Genomic DNA, 14,236 nt, shown 5'->3' on the forward strand with positions numbered 1-14,236 from the left:
AGGGGAGTAATCTAGTAAATTACTAAAATCTAACAAAGCTTAACATCTTTGATAGAATTTATTTGATTCCGCTTGGAAAAGAGGCTTCGCAGTATGGGCAAAAGTGCCAGAATTGCAGGTCGACTTCTGTCTTGCATGATGCGCAAGTGATGAGACACTCTAAGTCAACAAAGTCTTCTCCACCCATAAAGAGATCTTTTCTCATCGCACGAATTGTCGTTGGATGCGCGCGGAATTTTTTTGGATCGAGTTTATCTGGAATGAACATCGCAGGCGCGACAGCTTTATCCGGGATGATATTGACCTTATAAGTTTCGTGGTAATCAGTTTCAAAAAGGGGAGTGGTCGCAGCGTTGGTGTATGTTTTTAACTTCTCCAGCTGCGATTGTGGATCGTGATGTTTTTGTAAGAACTTTCTAACTTCTTCGTCGTTATAGCGGCTCATAACTTCATTCGCTTCCATTCGTTTTCGAGATACTCAATGATTTGAGAACTCGCTTTTTGGTGTTTATCAAAAAGTTTCATCAGCCCTGGTTTGGCGGCCAGCACTTCATTCTTTAAACGCAAACTCATTGGTCCAAGAGACTCAATGGTTCTTAGGGCCCATTCTTTGACTTCAGGGTTTTTGTCTTTGATTAAATTTTTTAACACTTCAAAATATTCAAAAGAAATCATCGTTCCAGTTTTTAAACTTTCAGCGACCACGTGCTTTTGTGAAGCCGATAAAGCGTAGACGATGAGTTCGTGGTCTTTGATATTTTTAAGGGTCTTAATGAAGAGTTCATTAAACTCAGCAGTCGTATTTTGTGAGTTATCCAGGATGCAGAGAATTTTCTTTAGCGTCTCACTTTGAAGGGCCTTGTCAGTTCCTTCAGCGAGGATTTTCTCCCATTCGCCTTTAAGGTCGGCCAGGAGCTCTGGGGTGAGCTTGATCTGAGGGCGGTGCCCCTGGCGTAGTTTCTCAATAGTATCTCGGTATAATTCTTGATATTTTTGGTTCATATATACGTATTTTATCACTAATTTAGGGGGAGAGGCTGAAAAAAGTACTTACTCCCAAAGGTATCATTTGACGCCTATAGGCCCCCCCTGTAAAAAGACAAATTACATATGAATGGAAATCACCTCATAAATTCTATTTACCGCGCTACCGAAGGAGAAGGAGTCTTTTTAGGACGCCCGCAAATCTTCGTTCGCTATCAGGGCTGTACGGTAGGGTGTTTGAACTGTGATTCAAAGGACACATGGGACTTCGATAAAGAAGCGGGAATCGACCTGGAAGAGATTCTAGCAAGAGTTCACGCTGAAGGCTTTAACGGGACGATTAAAAACGTTTCGATCACGGGGGGAGATCCACTTCACCCGAGTCATGTGCCTCATGTTTTAGCATTAGTTAAAGCGCTTAAAGAAAGAAAGTATTACGTGAATATTGAAGCGGCCGGAACACGTGTAGTTGATGAGATTTTTGACTTAGTTGACTATATCAGTTTTGACTATAAAACGCCTTCAACAGGGGTAAAAACTCCCCTTAAGAACATTCAAAAAATGAACGCTCAGTACGGAGCGAAGTTTCAGTTAAAATCAGTTATCGCTGATAGAGTGGATTTTGAATCGACTCTCGATGCCTTCAAATCTTTGGCAACAACAGAAAGCTCTCTTTCTTTTCCATGGGTTCTGACTCCTTGTTATAACCTGGGAGAGAAATTCCCAATGGAGCGCTTCCAAAATGTCTTAAGCTGGAATGAAGAAAACGGCGGATTTTTCCGCGTGATCGGTCAACAGCACAAATGGGTCTTTGGGCCAGATCAAAAATTAGTGTAAAACAAGTTTAAAAAATTTCTCCCTCAGCTATAATTGTTGAGATGGCAAACCTAAGAGAGACCACGAGGGTCTTAGTCTATATTCTTTGCGCTTTCATCGTCGTCCTCTCAGAGGCTCGTGCCGATGTTTGTGACGATGCCGTTTTAGAATTTCAAGTCGCTTCAGAAGCTTATACCAGCAAACGTTTAATGGCCTACGATGATGTGAGGGCCTTCTCAGGAATCTATTCTCAGTTTAAATCGCAAATTGCCGGACAAGAGTGTTCTGCAAATGCCATTCTTGAAACAAATGATATTCGACAAAGTGTTAAAGAAAAGCGCATTGAGACTATTCAGAAGTACATGAAGCTTGGGATAAAAGAAGAAAGTGGAAAGGACCTTTCGAGCGAGTACGATTTTCTCACAGGAAAAAGTAAAAAATACAAATATGACTTTGAAGATGTCTTCAACCAGCCTGCTGGTAAAGTCGTTGTCAATAACAAAGTCTACGAAGACATTGTCGTTCCTCCGAAAAAAAATGAAACAGTGGTAAAGCCAGTTATTAGCGGCGGAAAGTGTGCAGATAAAATTAATCAAAATGAAGCTGTGAACTTAGACAATGTTAGGAATCAGGACACAGTCGGGTGGTGTTACGCCTACACGGCAGCTGATCTTTTAAGTTACCGCTTGAAAAAAAGAATTTCGGCGGTGAGTTTATACAATTCCGGACAAGAAATCGAACAGGATATCAAGACTCGTGAATCGGCCAAGGGTGGAGATATTAAACGGAGTATTGATAATTATCTCGCTAAGAAGAATGGTCTGTGTTTAGAGGATGACTTGCCTTCTAACGATTTTAAGTTTTGCACAGATAGCAACTATAGCGATTTTTTAAATAATCTTTTGAGTTCTGCCAGAGAAAAAAGAATTGAGCAGGACCTGACCAGTAATTGTTTCGGAAGCGATATCAAGAGTGCCTTTCCTGGTGTCGATGTTAATTTTATCCGCAATCACACCAACCGTTTTGGGGCAAAAAAATTAGTCGAAGCCTTATACGACAATCAATGTAAAGAGCTGAGCTTCAAAGGCTACCGCGCTGAAGTTGTCAGTCAGTATACCTCGCGCTACTCAGCAGATGTACTGATGAAAACTATTGATGATCAAATTTCAAAAGGTGAGATCATCGGTGTGGGCTATGACTATAACAAAGTTAATGGTGAAAATGGTGCCGGAGACCACGGCTCAATCGTGGTAGGAAGAAGAACAAATCCCGAGACAGGCGCCTGCGAATATCTTCTGCGTAATAGTTGGGGGAAAAATTGCGATCAAAATGAAGGAGAAGGTTTGAGTTGCCATAAAAATTGTGACAGCGAAGGCTGTCGTTACAGTGGCCATTTTTGGGTGTCTGATTCTAAGCTTAAGCAATCTATTCTCGGAGTGACATACTTAAAATGAAAGTGTTGTTTATTTTGCTGAGTCTATTTTCGTTTGAGGCCATGGCCGGGGTTTGTAAGAAGGCCAGTATCCGCTACATCTTCGATAAAAAACCTGTTTATGAAAAAACTGAGCTCTGTCAGAAAAAGACACCTGATAATATGCTTTTTTATCTTTCTGCAAGCTGTGCAAACGATAAATGTGACATCCTAAAGAAATATAAGAGTGAACTAGTCATTAAAGATTACCGCTCAAACATTGGCTCACCTGGGTTTAAGCTTTGCCAAGAGCTTGGTGGAGTGCCGCAGATTTTTGAGTTTTCATTCTCTACGGATGGTCTTTGGCAAAGTGCTGAGCGCTGCTTGTTTGGCAAAATCGACTTTGTTGAGATTTCTTACCTGACACGAGAGTGGAAGCCTTATATTAAGTAAAAAATTGTTTTGATGGATTGTCTTTTGTCTTTTCCAGGCCAACAATAGAATGGAAAAGAAAAAAGGGAGTTTTTCATGCGCGTGCTTATCATCTTGTCATTGCTGAGTGCTCTGACGTCTTGTGCGAACGTCGATCAGATAGATCGCGGTTTGCTTGCTAAAAGAATTATGCAACTTGATCCTCATCCAGAAGAGACAGTCTTTCAGGACGAAGTAAGGGCCTTTAGAGAAGGGGCCATCGGTGGAGGAAAAGCAGTAGGAGGTGGTTGTGGGTGCAACTAAGCTTCAGCGCTTCTTTTTATCGCTGCTTATTTTTATTGTAGGTCTTTCTAACGCTTTTGCTGAAATGATGGTGAAAGGAAAAACTAAAGTTAAAACACTCTTTAACTTCTACTCACAAAATAGCAAGACAGGAAAGCAGGTTTTGGATAACTCGGGCAATGAAGATGTTCGAGTGATTGAACCGCAAATTTTTGTCAAACATCAGATTACTGAAGACACTGAAATCAACGCCAGCTTCGTTCTCGATACATGGACTGCTGAATCCGACACTATTTTAGATGGAAATACCGGGGCCAGTGGTGAGGGGAAAAAAGGGCAGGCGCGCGTCGCTCCCAATATTGGAGTTCGCAGAGAATCAGGGAAGGCCACTTATGGAATGAATCTTGGATTCTCCAGCGAGTATGACTACACTTCAAAAAATATCTCATTGGATTACGCTCATTCATTTAAGAATGACAACTTCACTATCGGACTTGGGCTGCAGTACTACGCCGATACTGTGGGCCTTTTCCAGGATATCACACCACCACAAAGTGCGGTGATGAACAAAAAACACGACCGCGATATTTATGCCATTAGTTTAGGAGGATCACAAATCCTAACGAGAAGTGACATTGTTGAATTTGATGCGACTTACGCTAATTCACAAGGGCGACTTGAGTCAACGGCAGGAACAGTCAATATCAATGGGACTCGTGAACTCGAAGCGCTTCCGGGAAGAAGAGAGAGAACGGCCTTTTCTGCTAAATGGGTGCATGCTGTTGGTGAAGAGATGTCCTTTCATGTGAGTTACCGCAATTACTTTGATGACTGGGGATCAAGGGCACACACTGCTCGCGCTGCTTATTTGTTTTCTTTGCGTGATGACCAGGACTTCTTAGAGTTTGCCATGAGAGTGCATTCTCAAACGGCCGTGGATTATTATAAAGATGGCTTCGGGACACAAGAGCGATTTATGACGAGTGATTCTGATATGAGTAAGTTTACTTCATTAGAGCCTTCAGTTATGTACTCGCATCTCTTGGGAGATTTAAAGGTGTTTGGAATGAACCTGGCCGACTCTGAATGGGCGACAGGGGCGACTTATGGAAAAAGAAACACCGGGCTTTCGTATGCTTATTTACAAACGTCATTGAGTGTTTCATTTTAAGGAGTCATAATGAAAGTGTTAATAGCAGCTCTATTGCTTTTTTCTCTAAATGCTCAAGCGGAAAAGATGAAGGATTTCACTCTTCCTATACATCAAAAGAGCGAAAAATTTCATTTACAGGAAGAAGTGAAGAAGAAAAAAGTCCTGCTTAATTTTTGGGCCACTTGGTGCACATCGTGCATTCATGAATTGCCAAAACTGGAAGCCTTAAAAGAAAAATACTCAGATAGCGTGACTTTTGTTTCTGTGAATGCCGGAGAAAAAGACAATCTGATTGAGCGTTTTCAACGAAAATATAAGTTCAGTTATACCATGTTAAAGGATGAAGACCGCTCTTTTTCTAAAGGCCTGGGAGTCGATTCATTGCCGGTGACAATCGTGGTGGATAAGGACATGAACATTATTTATCGCGATGTCGTTCCGCCAACAAGCCTATGAATCAGGTGACTTGCCAAAAAACTTATCAAGTGATGGGGGGAGAGTTTCAATTCTTGTGCTTTCCTCAGTCATTTTTATCCCGGGAAGATGTTTACGCTCTTTTTGAGGAAGCCTATCAGGAAGTCAAAAGAATTGAAGAGAAGTTTACAGACTTCAAAGAAAGCTATTTTAGTCGTATCAACTCCATGGCCGGAGTGGGGCATGTTGATATTGATGAGGAGACTTTAGGACTCGTTAAAAAATCACTTGAGGTTTCAGAAAACTCTAACGGTGTTTTTGATATCAGCTTTGCTTCTATCGGGCACTGGTGGAGAGCGCATAAAGATGAAGGAAAAGTCCTAAGCGAAGATTTTATTAAAGAACATTTGAAATACATTGATTACCGCCTCATTAAGCTAGATGAAAAAAAGAAAACGATCTTCCTTCCTTTGTCTCAAATGAGAATCGGGCTTGGAGGAATCGGTAAAGGTTATGCTGTTGATAGAGTGTATGACCTTTTTAAGAAACGCGGCCTGGTTAATTTTTATATCAATGGCTCTGGTGATATCCGAGTGGCCGCAGAACTGACGGCTCCGCGCTCGTGGAGAATTGGCATCCGCAATCCTCTTTCATCGGACCCAAAAAAAGCAGTGGGAGTGATTCAACTGCATAATGGCGCCGTTGCCTCATCTGGTGGTTATGTCCACAATGTCGGTGGAGACCGTTTTAACAATCACATTATTCATCCGCAAACGGGGATGTCGGCCCGGGAAATTATAGGTAGTACAGTGCTTGCTGATAATGCTATCACTGCGGATACCACAGCGACTATTTTGATGAATCTTTCAAAAAAAGAGGGCATAGAGTATCTGAATAAACGACAACTTTTTGGACTGGTTTTTTGCAAGGAAGGAAAGAGTTATCTTTCTGAAGTTGCACTTAAGCATTTTGGAATGGAAGTGAAAGGCCCTGCACTTTAAGCAGGGCCTGAAGTTTTAATTTAAAATAGACTCGGCAGCTTCTTGTAAAATATCCAGCGCTTCCGCCTCTGAAAGTTCGACATCAGTTTCTTTTAATTTTGCAACCGATGTCGCCAGAGATGCAGTCAATGAACCACTCTGATAATAATCTTGAAGATCATTTAGTAACATTTTGGCAGCTTCTCTTTTGCTCGCCTCAATTTCTTTTTTCGTTACACTCGCCAGTGTCGAGACACCAACCACCATACCAACTGCCGGACCTGTGGTTGCATAAACTCCCAGGAAAATAGAAGCGCCAATATAGCTCATTCCCAAAGCTTCACCATGTTTTCTGACAAATTCTCCGGCCATCACAGAAGTCGAAAGAAAAGAAACAAGAAGGGTTGTCGCTAAAATCTTTTTCATAATGTCTCCGTTATTAGTAACAATCTTTTTTAGTGGCGCTGTATTGAGTAATGGCGGTAATTGTTGGAACGTCCTGGCACTCAGTGTCTGCCTGGTACATAACATACTTGTACGGATTAAGTGTTCTGTTATCGATATTAATGGCAGCAAAGGTGTCTTTGATTAAAGGACATTTTAATTCTTTAGAGCGACCTAAAATTTTCAAGTAGGCCACAGGTGCACATTTAGTGATTAGTTTTTCATCTGAAATGGCGTGGGCCGCACTGGCAGATAAAAGAAGAGTTAAAACAAATAGTGCCTTCATAAGCTAAACCTCAAAAAATAGTTTGCTTAATTGTAGCTAAAAAAGGAGGGAAATTAAGGGGATTGAATAGATTCTACAGGGGTGTAAAAACTTAAGACAGAAGTAGTGTTTTTCCTGATTTACCGGCAGAAATCCCCGGTTTAATCGAGAGGTTTCGACCCGACTCAATCCCTGCGGCATTGGCCCCTGAATGATGGGTGCCGGCGCTCATTGAAGAGTGCCCGATGCGTGAGTAAACAGTATGAAGTTTATGGGCCAGGTTTTTTTCGATGAGAGCGAGCTCAAAACTCTGCGCCGATTTTTTCTTCTGGTCTTCAATCTTTTCTACATAACCTTTAGAAACTCCACGCATGAAAGAGTTTTTAGCGGCAATGCTTTTAAAAGTCGGGTTTTTCTTTTTCACATCTTTCCACATAGCTTCCAGTTCGTGGTCTAAGAAATGAGCGACGTACTCGGCCAACTCGACACTGGTCTTATCGCCGATAACTTCCAGGTAAAAAATCCCTCTGCCGTGGTTAAAAACGGGAGAGACGAAAAAGGTTTTTAGGATTTCATAGATTGCCACGTGTTTCGTTTGCTTGCGGGAAGCTTCCAATACGCGTTTTACATAAACCGTCTCATCTTCTTTACTCTGAGTGCGGGTCATATCCAGGTTGTGCTCTAAAAGGAGCTGATTGGCCTTTAGAGTGGCAAGTTCTCTTTCGTGAGGGTTATCACTGCTAGATAAAGCGAGAAGCTTTTTTAGGCGCTCTAACAACTTTTGCGTTTTAAGGTCGCCTTCAATCTTATCGTTTTCAATTTGTACGTTAGAGTAGGCGCGCTCGACATCTGTGTCCCAGTTAAAACTGCGGCAGATCGCTTTGAACTCTTCACCATGCATGACTTGTGGCCCATGAATAATGTAGGCCCAAAAGTGGGCCAGCTCGTGGCGGATGACATTTTTTAAAACGCGGTCGTGGGCCGTGTACATAAGTTTTTTCGAAAGTCCCAGCTCATAGGTTCTCGAATCGAAATAACCTAGTCTCGAGTTATCTTCAAAAACGATAATATTAAGTGGGTAGAGGATGCCTTTATGAAGGACGCGGCTGCGGTCCATTTTTAGCGACATTTCATTGTTTACAATATCGCGCACGTCTTCGCGGACGCGGGAGATGAAAGCTTTGATGGTGTCGGAGTATAAGAACATGCCCCATATTCCATTATGGGGCATTAAAGATCAATAATTAATTTACGGCCTTAACCTTACAAGTTTTGGCATCCATAATGGCCGACATAAGTGTTGATTGTCCCGATTCTAAATCGCTTACTGTAACGACAAAAATGGCCTCGTCACCAGAAACATAGGGTTTATATTTAGATGTGAGAGAAACAATCGCGTCAGGAGCATCATGAGTATAGCGCTCGTAAATAGCAGTGTAGGCCTCTGATTTACAAGGTACAGGGCCAGCAAAGGCACCAAAAGATAGGGTTAAAGCAAACAATGTAATCGCAATTTTCATAATAGTCTCCAGAGCTATGTGTCTTTTACCTATATTAGGCGATGACCCAACTAAAAACCTTAAACAATGTAAAAAAGAGCAGGCCGTGAAAACTTTAAACAGTCATGATTATAGATGCTCTAAATCAGATATTTCTTTAAAGGACAGGCCCATAATTTAGTTATGGAGGGTACTGCTATGAAAGGGATGTCAAAATTTGTGCTTTTTATGAGTCTTTTTGCTTTTAAATCTTACGCTGGAGATAAGAAACCTTGGGTGTATCTCGACCTCGGGGACACGATCGTTAATACCAGTGATATGAAGCATATTAAATATATGAAAGGAGCAAAAGAGTACATTGAGGATTTAAAACGTGAAGGATTTAAAATTGGGATTATCTCTAACATTCCTGAAGAATGGGGGCTCGATTATGAACAAAAACTCGCGAGACTCAAAGAAGTGATCTCAAGCGGCTGGGACGACCAACATGCTTTTGATTGGAGTGATTATGACCAGATTCTTTTGCCTTTAAAAAATGAAGAAATGAAACCAGCTCCAACTCTTTTCTTGAAGGCAATTAATATGGCGGAGGGTTGCCCATCATTGTATGTGGGAGAGAGTCCCAAAGAAATTGTGGCAGCTAAAAATAGTGGAATGGCCGCAAAACTTTATGAGGCCCAAAAAGAAGATTCTTTAATTCCAGTGATGGAAGTAAAAAGCTTTATGGCCCAAAATTATAAACGGGAATATGACCAAGAATGCTTAGAGTAGAGGCACTTATTTTCCAGCAAGAGCACTCGAGTGCTCTTTGCTGGAACTTCGGCCAGAACTCAATTGAAGCATTCTTAAATGCCCGTCTATATCAATGTGGTAGAGTTTATCTCCTTCAATATTGACGGAAGCATAGTGCTCAGACCACGGAGTCTCGTTTTGTCCAGGTGTCCATCTGGCAACTTCTTTTCCTTCTGTGACAGAAAAACCAAAAATGCCATTGTCGGGAGAGGGGTACCAGAGAATTCCTCTTTTTGAGTCATATTCAAGACTGGAAAGTGCATAGAGGTCTGCACTTTTTGAAATATCTTTGGCCGTATTTTTACACCATATTTTTTCTTTTTTATTTAAGCTCACACCGCAAACTTCACCGGCCATAGTGGCCAGGAAAACATATTCTTCATTTGAATCACTTGAAAAAATATAATAGGGAAGAGAGGCGATAGGTGCATTGAAGGGAATTGAGAAATGAGGCTCTCCTGTTTTTTTATCTAAGCAATAAAGAAGCCCAACAGTTGAAGGAGTATAAATTTCTCCCAGAGTGTAACAAACATTGTTTTTCGAAACGACAGGATGCATCCAGTTGGATAAGGGCAACTCTTTTTTCCAAATAATTTTTGAACTTAAAAGATCGCGGGCCACAGCGTAGCTGCGATCGGAAAGTTTTGCTTTTTCAACCCCCGTACCTAAGAAGACAACATTATCTTCAACTGTAACAGTCGCATCTATATGCCCATCATTAACATGCCAGATTTCCTTCATGGTAAGAGGATCAATAGCATAAAGTCCATCGGCCCCGGCCGGAGCAAGCATAATGTCTTTATCCTGGTATTTTGTAATAAGCTGTTGGCCTTCAGTATGCCCTTTGGTTTTAAACACTTTAAAAACTTTACCAGTTTGTAGGTCAAAAGAATAAATGCGTGCATGATGAGTGAGGTGATTTCCTTCACCTGAGTAGAGTCTTTTTTGGTAAATAATTGGTCTCGTTGTCGCATTGGCCCCAATAAAGAATTTCCTATTAACCTTTAAAGAGTTTTGAGCAACTTCATAAATAAACCCATCATCGCTGCCAAAAAATAAGGATTGATTAGAGGGAGCGCCAGATCTGAATGATCCTTTTGGCAATTTAATCTCTTTTTGAAGTTTTAATTCTGTCGCTTCAGCGTTTGTTATTTTTCCAATGTAATCGTGTTTGCGTGTAAGGTTGTCGGAGTATTGTTCATTGCTTGAAATGGCATTTTTGTTAGACTGCCAATTAATTGTCGTCATGAAACTTGGCATAGTTTTAATGTAGATAAAACTTTTATAAATTCCAAGTCCCAAGAGATTTAAGGCAATCATGGACATGAGGACACGTTTTTTTAATAAAACTTCAAGAAGTTGCTTAGGGCCTTCAGCCTTTAATTTAAGTCCAAACCAGCCTGCAACAAGAGTGGCAAGTGAGCTCATGGCCACCATCAGAGCAGTGAGTGGGATGAGGACCGTAGGGATAATTGCAGGACTTAAACCTCTTGTCGCAGCTTCATGATTGCTAATTAGCCAGTGTAATACGTCCATTATTTCCATCCACCCATACTTTATCTCCATCTTTTAAAAGGAGATGACATTGTTTAATTTCACTTACCGCCGGCAAACTCATTTCGCGAGCAACGATTGCGCAATGAGAGAGGACTCCACCATTGCTGACGATGATGGCCTGAGATTTTAAAAAGAGCCCAGTCCATCCAGGATCAGTTGACTCAGCAACCAGGATGGTGTTCTCCGGCCATGAGTCTGTATCAGCATTATCCGGGTCAATAACGACTCTAACTTCACCATAAGAAAGACCAGGGGATAGAGCGAGCCCGTTTATAATGTTGCTCTTATTCGGGATTTTTCCACTTAAAACCTCTTCTATTTTTTCTAATTCAACGATCGTAGGAAGAGAGATCGTTTTGCAAAGCTCTGATTGAGTTTTGCGTTTACTTGCCACAAAAAGATCGAATTTTCTGTCTTCAATCTCTTTATAACTGTGCCAGAAAATTAAATCACCTAGTTGGTTTCTTCTCGCGATTTCCAGCGCGATAAAACGAATGTGAGAATAAGGCGATAGAAGCAACATTTTCCACTTTTCTCTTAATTCCAGCATTTCTTTTAAGAGGAGCCATTCTTTTTTGATAATTTCTTTTTTATAAGTTTTTAAAGCGTCTATATCGGCTTCCACTGTGTATGAAAGTGAATTTTCCTTAGAGGGGGTTTTTGGCATATTTTTAAAAAATGCCTTATCGGCCAGCTCACTCCAGCGTGGATTGGCGAGCTCTAATTCACCGGGACCTCGGTGCCCAAATTTTTTTAGGAAAAAAATTTGTTTGTTTTTATCGCTTAGAGCTTCTTTGTATTCATTGTTCATATCCATTGTTACGGTATGAAGACCCTGGGCCATCCATTTATTGATCATAAGGTCGATATTTTTATCTGTATCAATACCTTTTAAGAGTGCTTTTAAATTTTGCGAAGTTGTCTCTATCAAAGTCACAAGAAGCAATGGCCAGAGCAGGTGGGCATTGTAAAAATCGCTGACCTCATTTTTAAATGTTTTTAATAGCTCGTCATCCGAATACTCTTTATAGAAATTGGCATCCTGAACCCGAAAACACTTATCATTAAAAGCGACCATTTCTTTGGTGCACTCTTTAAGCCAAACATTTCTTTCGGTTGAAAGGCGAAGTCCAACCTTAAGCATTCTCCACATTGTAAATGGAGTCAGAATAAAGGTTTTAAAGGTCATTTGTTTCAAATCAAAAACAAGCTTGGGTTTATTTTCGTGAGATTTATTTAAAATCATACGATAAGGAATTGGCCCAAAATAAAAAGGAGCGAGCATCGAAATATTGATATAACCTTTGTTAAAGATTCTCTCCAGTAGAGAGTGATCCGGATTTTCGATCTCTTGCTCTATGCCTATGTAGCCTAATTTTTTGAGTGCTTTTGAAAAGGCATGGTCTTTTGAAAAGGCCTCTTTCCAGATACTGAAGGTTAACTCACTCGGAGGACCACTCCATTCTGCAAAAGTGCCACCATCCCAGACTGTCTCTTTTTTATAATGGGTTTTTAATCTCTTTATTTCATCTTCTACGATTCTTTTTGTCTCTGACTTTCCCGAAAGAGCGGTAATGGGTCTGGATTGAAGAACGAAGAGATTATTGTTTTTATCGATGGCCCATTCCATATCAATTTCAACTTGAAATAGGTCCCTGACTTTCATCCCAGTAGAAACGAGATTTTCAATATCAAAGGGCGCTTTTATTCCCGTTTGTTTTTCTTCAAAATGCATTGGTGTTTTTTTGCCCGAAACCAGGTCTTCACCAAGCCCCATAATAGACTCTGCTATCCAGCCTTTTTCTCCAGTTCGAGGGTCAGTACTGAAAAAGACTCCAGAGTAGAGTGGATCGACCATGACTTGCAGAACGACGTTCATGACTCCCTTGGAATTTCCCAGGAAGTGCTCTCGGTAAAGTGCGCTGGATTTTTTATTGATGGAAGAAAAACAATTTTTAATAGCGGCTTCCAGCTCACTCTTTTTTTCTATGTTGAGGTAAGTCGAGTTTTGACCGGCAAAACTCTGCTCACTTGAATCTTCACCAACGGCAGAGCTTCTGACAGCAAGCTTTTGGTTGTTGTTTTTATCCCACCATTGAAAGATCTCATTCATTTCATTTTCACCTGGAAGGGAGTCTAGAATGAGTCCATCTGGAACAGGAAATCCGGCATTTTTCATCAGGCCTAGAGTGAAGCCTTTGCCGCCAAGGAAGGAGTGATCTTTTTTTATGTCGTTAAAAAAATATATCGTCATAGGTAAATGACGATAGCGTGGGATCATTTAAATAAACATGATTGGGGTTAGGTTTTAAACAAAAAAGGCCCCTTTCGGGGCCTTTATGTTTTTGAAGTTAATCGGTTGGTAACTCGAACTCTTAAAAACCGAAGACGGCTTTTATTCCATTCTGCAGAATCAAAACAGTCCACTGGACTGTTTTGTCGAGTTACTTCCTAGCAGCGAAAATCCCTTGAACAACACCACGATTCATACGTGCGATGTTATCAAGCTTAATTCCCTTCGGACATTGAGCTTCACACTCAGCTTCGTTCGTACAGTTTCCGAACCCAAGCTCATCCATTTTTTCAACCATAGCTAAAGCTCTATGTTCAGCTTCAACTTGTCCTTGCGGAAGAAGAGCAAGTTGAGAAACTTTGGCAGCAACAAAAAGCATTGCTGAAGCATTCTTACAGCTTGCTACACAGGCACCACAACCGATACAAGCGGCAGCGTCCATCGCTAGTTCTGCTTCTTCGTGACCGATTAGGATTGAGTTTCCATCTGGAGCGTTTCCAGTGTTGACGTTAACGTATCCACCAGCTGCCATGATTTGATCGAAAGCTGATCTATCAACCATAAGATCTTTAACAACCGGGAAGGCCTTAGCTCTCCATGGTTCGATAACGATTTCATCACCATTTTTGAATTTTCTCATGTGTAGCTGACAAGTTGTTACGCCACCTTGTGGTCCGTGGGCCTGTCCGTTGATCATAAGAGAACACATTCCACAGATACCTTCGCGGCAGTCGTGGTCGAATGCGATCTGGTCACCTTTTTCGCGAACCAGTTTGTTGTTAAGGATGTCTAGCATTTCCAAAAATGACATATCAGGAGAGACGCCATCCAGGTTATAGTCGACCATTTGTCCTTTATCTTTGCTATTTTTTTGTCTCCAGATTTTTAACTTCAGAGACATTGTTTCTGTGCTA

General features: G+C 41.1%; 17 protein-coding genes. 8 read left to right on the forward strand and 9 right to left on the reverse strand.

From position 1 onward, the window contains the following. Positions 1–58 precede the first annotated feature (58 nt). Complete coding sequence (locus C0V70_RS07765; RefSeq protein WP_102243297.1) at positions 59–463, reverse strand: hypothetical protein; 405 nt, start codon at positions 461–463, stop codon at positions 59–61. Next, complete coding sequence (locus C0V70_RS07770) at positions 442–1,002, reverse strand: hypothetical protein (protein ID WP_102243298.1); 561 nt, start codon at positions 1,000–1,002, stop codon at positions 442–444. Before C0V70_RS07770 ends, C0V70_RS07765 begins: the two co-directional genes overlap by 22 nt. A gap of 108 nt (positions 1,003–1,110) precedes the next feature. Here C0V70_RS07770 and C0V70_RS07775 point away from each other — a divergent pair, with 108 nt between their 5' ends. The 7 genes from C0V70_RS07775 to C0V70_RS07805 all read left to right on the forward strand — a co-directional run bounded on the left by C0V70_RS07775 (position 1,111) and on the right by C0V70_RS07805 (position 6,493). Further along, on the forward strand, positions 1,111–1,821 hold the full coding sequence (locus C0V70_RS07775; RefSeq protein ID WP_102243299.1) for a 7-carboxy-7-deazaguanine synthase QueE: 711 nt from the start codon (positions 1,111–1,113) through the stop codon (positions 1,819–1,821). 41 nt (positions 1,822–1,862) lie between these two features. Then, positions 1,863–3,254 (forward strand): C1 family peptidase, encoded by a 1,392-nt coding sequence (locus tag C0V70_RS07780; RefSeq protein WP_102243300.1) that lies wholly within the window; start codon positions 1,863–1,865, stop codon positions 3,252–3,254. Further along, positions 3,251–3,664: a hypothetical protein gene (locus C0V70_RS07785; RefSeq protein ID WP_102243301.1), complete on the forward strand. Its 414-nt coding sequence runs from the start codon at positions 3,251–3,253 to the stop codon at positions 3,662–3,664. Before C0V70_RS07780 ends, C0V70_RS07785 begins: the two co-directional genes overlap by 4 nt. A 75-nt stretch (positions 3,665–3,739) precedes the next feature. Further along, entirely contained in the window at positions 3,740–3,946 is a 207-nt protein-coding gene (locus C0V70_RS07790; protein WP_102243302.1) for a DUF4266 domain-containing protein, read from the forward strand. Then, the gene (locus tag C0V70_RS07795; protein WP_102243303.1) at positions 3,933–5,096 is read left to right on the forward strand and encodes a DUF3570 domain-containing protein; all 1,164 of its coding nucleotides are present in this window, start codon (positions 3,933–3,935) and stop codon (positions 5,094–5,096) included. The genes C0V70_RS07790 and C0V70_RS07795 overlap by 14 nt, the downstream gene beginning before the upstream one ends. Positions 5,097–5,105: 9 nt before the next feature. Continuing rightward, positions 5,106–5,534, forward strand: a complete 429-nt coding sequence (locus tag C0V70_RS07800) for a TlpA family protein disulfide reductase (protein WP_102243304.1) — start codon at positions 5,106–5,108, stop codon at positions 5,532–5,534. Next, positions 5,531–6,493, forward strand: coding sequence for an FAD:protein FMN transferase (locus C0V70_RS07805; RefSeq protein WP_102243305.1), 963 nt, complete (start codon positions 5,531–5,533; stop codon positions 6,491–6,493). Before C0V70_RS07800 ends, C0V70_RS07805 begins: the two co-directional genes overlap by 4 nt. A gap of 15 nt (positions 6,494–6,508) precedes the next feature. Here C0V70_RS07805 and C0V70_RS07810 read toward each other — a convergent pair whose 3' ends face one another. From C0V70_RS07810 to C0V70_RS07825, 4 genes are all read right to left on the reverse strand, one after another. Beyond that, positions 6,509–6,898 carry a hypothetical protein gene (locus C0V70_RS07810; RefSeq protein ID WP_102243306.1) on the reverse strand — a complete coding sequence of 130 codons (390 nt, stop codon included), beginning with the start codon at positions 6,896–6,898 and terminating at the stop codon, positions 6,509–6,511. A gap of 13 nt (positions 6,899–6,911) precedes the next feature. Next, a complete protein-coding gene (locus C0V70_RS07815; protein ID WP_102243307.1) occupies positions 6,912–7,202 on the reverse strand; it encodes a hypothetical protein in 291 nt (96 codons plus the stop codon). A gap of 91 nt (positions 7,203–7,293) precedes the next feature. Further along, positions 7,294–8,388: a DUF2786 domain-containing protein gene (locus tag C0V70_RS07820; RefSeq protein ID WP_158649616.1), complete on the reverse strand. Its 1,095-nt coding sequence runs from the start codon at positions 8,386–8,388 to the stop codon at positions 7,294–7,296. A gap of 37 nt (positions 8,389–8,425) precedes the next feature. After that, complete coding sequence (locus tag C0V70_RS07825) at positions 8,426–8,701, reverse strand: hypothetical protein (RefSeq protein ID WP_102243309.1); 276 nt, start codon at positions 8,699–8,701, stop codon at positions 8,426–8,428. Between the two features lie 177 nt (positions 8,702–8,878). On the opposite strand from C0V70_RS07825, the gene C0V70_RS07830 reads away from it, so the two are divergent. After that, complete coding sequence (locus C0V70_RS07830) at positions 8,879–9,451, forward strand: HAD hydrolase-like protein (RefSeq protein WP_102243310.1); 573 nt, start codon at positions 8,879–8,881, stop codon at positions 9,449–9,451. 6 nt (positions 9,452–9,457) lie between these two features. On the opposite strand, the gene C0V70_RS07835 is transcribed toward C0V70_RS07830, so the two are convergent. The 3 genes from C0V70_RS07835 to C0V70_RS07845 form a co-directional block, all read right to left on the reverse strand. Then, positions 9,458–11,008: a PQQ-binding-like beta-propeller repeat protein gene (locus tag C0V70_RS07835; protein WP_102243311.1), complete on the reverse strand. Its 1,551-nt coding sequence runs from the start codon at positions 11,006–11,008 to the stop codon at positions 9,458–9,460. Then, positions 10,983–13,283: a PEP/pyruvate-binding domain-containing protein gene (locus C0V70_RS07840; protein ID WP_158649617.1), complete on the reverse strand. Its 2,301-nt coding sequence runs from the start codon at positions 13,281–13,283 to the stop codon at positions 10,983–10,985. Before C0V70_RS07840 ends, C0V70_RS07835 begins: the two co-directional genes overlap by 26 nt. Before the next feature lie 190 nt (positions 13,284–13,473). Continuing rightward, positions 13,474–14,223, reverse strand: coding sequence for a succinate dehydrogenase/fumarate reductase iron-sulfur subunit (locus C0V70_RS07845; protein WP_102245469.1), 750 nt, complete (start codon positions 14,221–14,223; stop codon positions 13,474–13,476). Positions 14,224–14,236 lie beyond the last annotated feature (13 nt).

Source organism: Bacteriovorax stolpii (assembly GCF_002872415.1).
In the GTDB taxonomy this organism is placed as follows: Bacteria; Bdellovibrionota; Bacteriovoracia; order Bacteriovoracales; family Bacteriovoracaceae; genus Bacteriovorax; species Bacteriovorax stolpii.